Raw genomic sequence first — 538 nt, forward strand, 5'->3', positions numbered from 1 at the left:
CACGGGTCGGCGACCAGCCACTCGTAGATGCTCACCCCGGCGCGCAGATGCATCAGCGACTCGCACGCCTGGTTGGCGGCCACAATGCGGCCCATGACGGTATTGAGGATGAACACCGGCACCGTGATCGCCTCGATAGCGCGAAGCTCCAGGTCACAGGGTGCACTGTCGTCGGACCGAAGCCGACCCTCCTTCGCCGAAACCAGAAGCCGGACGTTGTTCTCCTGAATTTCAAGCGCTCCCAGCACTTTTCGGAGGTTGTCGTCGACGAGCCGACGCTCATCGCGCTCTATCGCCTTGATCGTTCCCGCTGCCAGCCCGACCCGCCGGCCCAGCTCGGCTCGATCCAAATCCAGCTGCTTCCTGCGCTTTTCGACGAACGCTCCCAGGTTTCCGAACCTCGCCGGTACCGTCACGGTCTTACCTCCCCGTCGATCGTGTGGAGCAACCGGCCACAAGTTGTGGCCGCTGCAACCATTGACCCCCTGCACTGTGCCCACAATGCTAGAGCTAGATCGCAAGCGCATACAGGCCGCAA

The 538-nt window shown here is 62.6% G+C and carries 1 protein-coding gene; it reads right to left on the minus strand.

Features of this window, described 5'->3' with window-relative positions:
• Positions 1-416, minus strand: a 416-nt coding sequence (locus A5780_RS21885) for a helix-turn-helix transcriptional regulator (RefSeq protein ID WP_197521829.1), incomplete at its 3' end; no start/stop codon positions are given.
• Positions 417-538: the final 122 nt, after the last annotated feature.

Source organism: Nocardia sp. 852002-20019_SCH5090214 (genome assembly GCF_001665865.1).
Lineage (GTDB): Bacteria > Actinomycetota > Actinomycetes > Mycobacteriales > Mycobacteriaceae > Nocardia > Nocardia nova.